Below are 531 nucleotides of genomic sequence, written 5' to 3'. Positions count from 1 at the left end.
TCGGCTTGTGCGAGTGGCCAGCGCACAATTTCTAACGGCTCTGGTTCGTCGCCTTCTTGCTTTTCAGGGTACAGCGATTGACCTAGAAACAGCGTCATCTTGCTCGAAAAATAAGAAGGAGCAAGGATCACTTGTTTTAACGGGGTGAGTTCCTTACAACCAAAACCAATTTCTTCTTTTAGTTCGCGGTCAGCGGCCTGATGTGGCGTTTCACCGGGATCGATAAGACCTTTAGGAAAACCCAGTTCGTAACGCTCTGTACCAGCAGCGTATTCACGTACCAACAGTAAATCGCCCTGTTCGGTTACCGGTACAACCATTACGGCATCGCGACCACTAGGCTTCATGCGCTCATAAGTGCGATGCTCGCCATTGGAGAAGCGAAGGTCGAGGGCTTCCACAGCAAACAGTTTTGATCGTGCGACCGTCTGACAAGAGAGAATCTCTGGTGGGGTCCTTTTCGACATGGCGCTGACTCCTTGGTGTCGTTGGCTTTTGTAAGGTGCGTAAGATTCTTAATATATGAGAACT

The 531-nt window shown here is 49.5% G+C and carries 1 protein-coding gene; it reads right to left on the bottom strand.

The features are described 5' to 3' along the window. On the bottom strand, positions 1–467 hold a 467-nt coding region (gene nudE / locus R8N49_RS30050), incomplete at its 3' end, for an ADP compounds hydrolase NudE (protein ID WP_318190816.1). Positions 468–531 lie beyond the last annotated feature (64 nt).

The sequence above is a fragment of the Vibrio sp. 1978 genome (assembly GCF_033344345.1).
The sequence above is the reverse complement of the archived record's forward strand: the minus strand, read 5'-3'. Positions and strand labels throughout refer to the sequence as shown.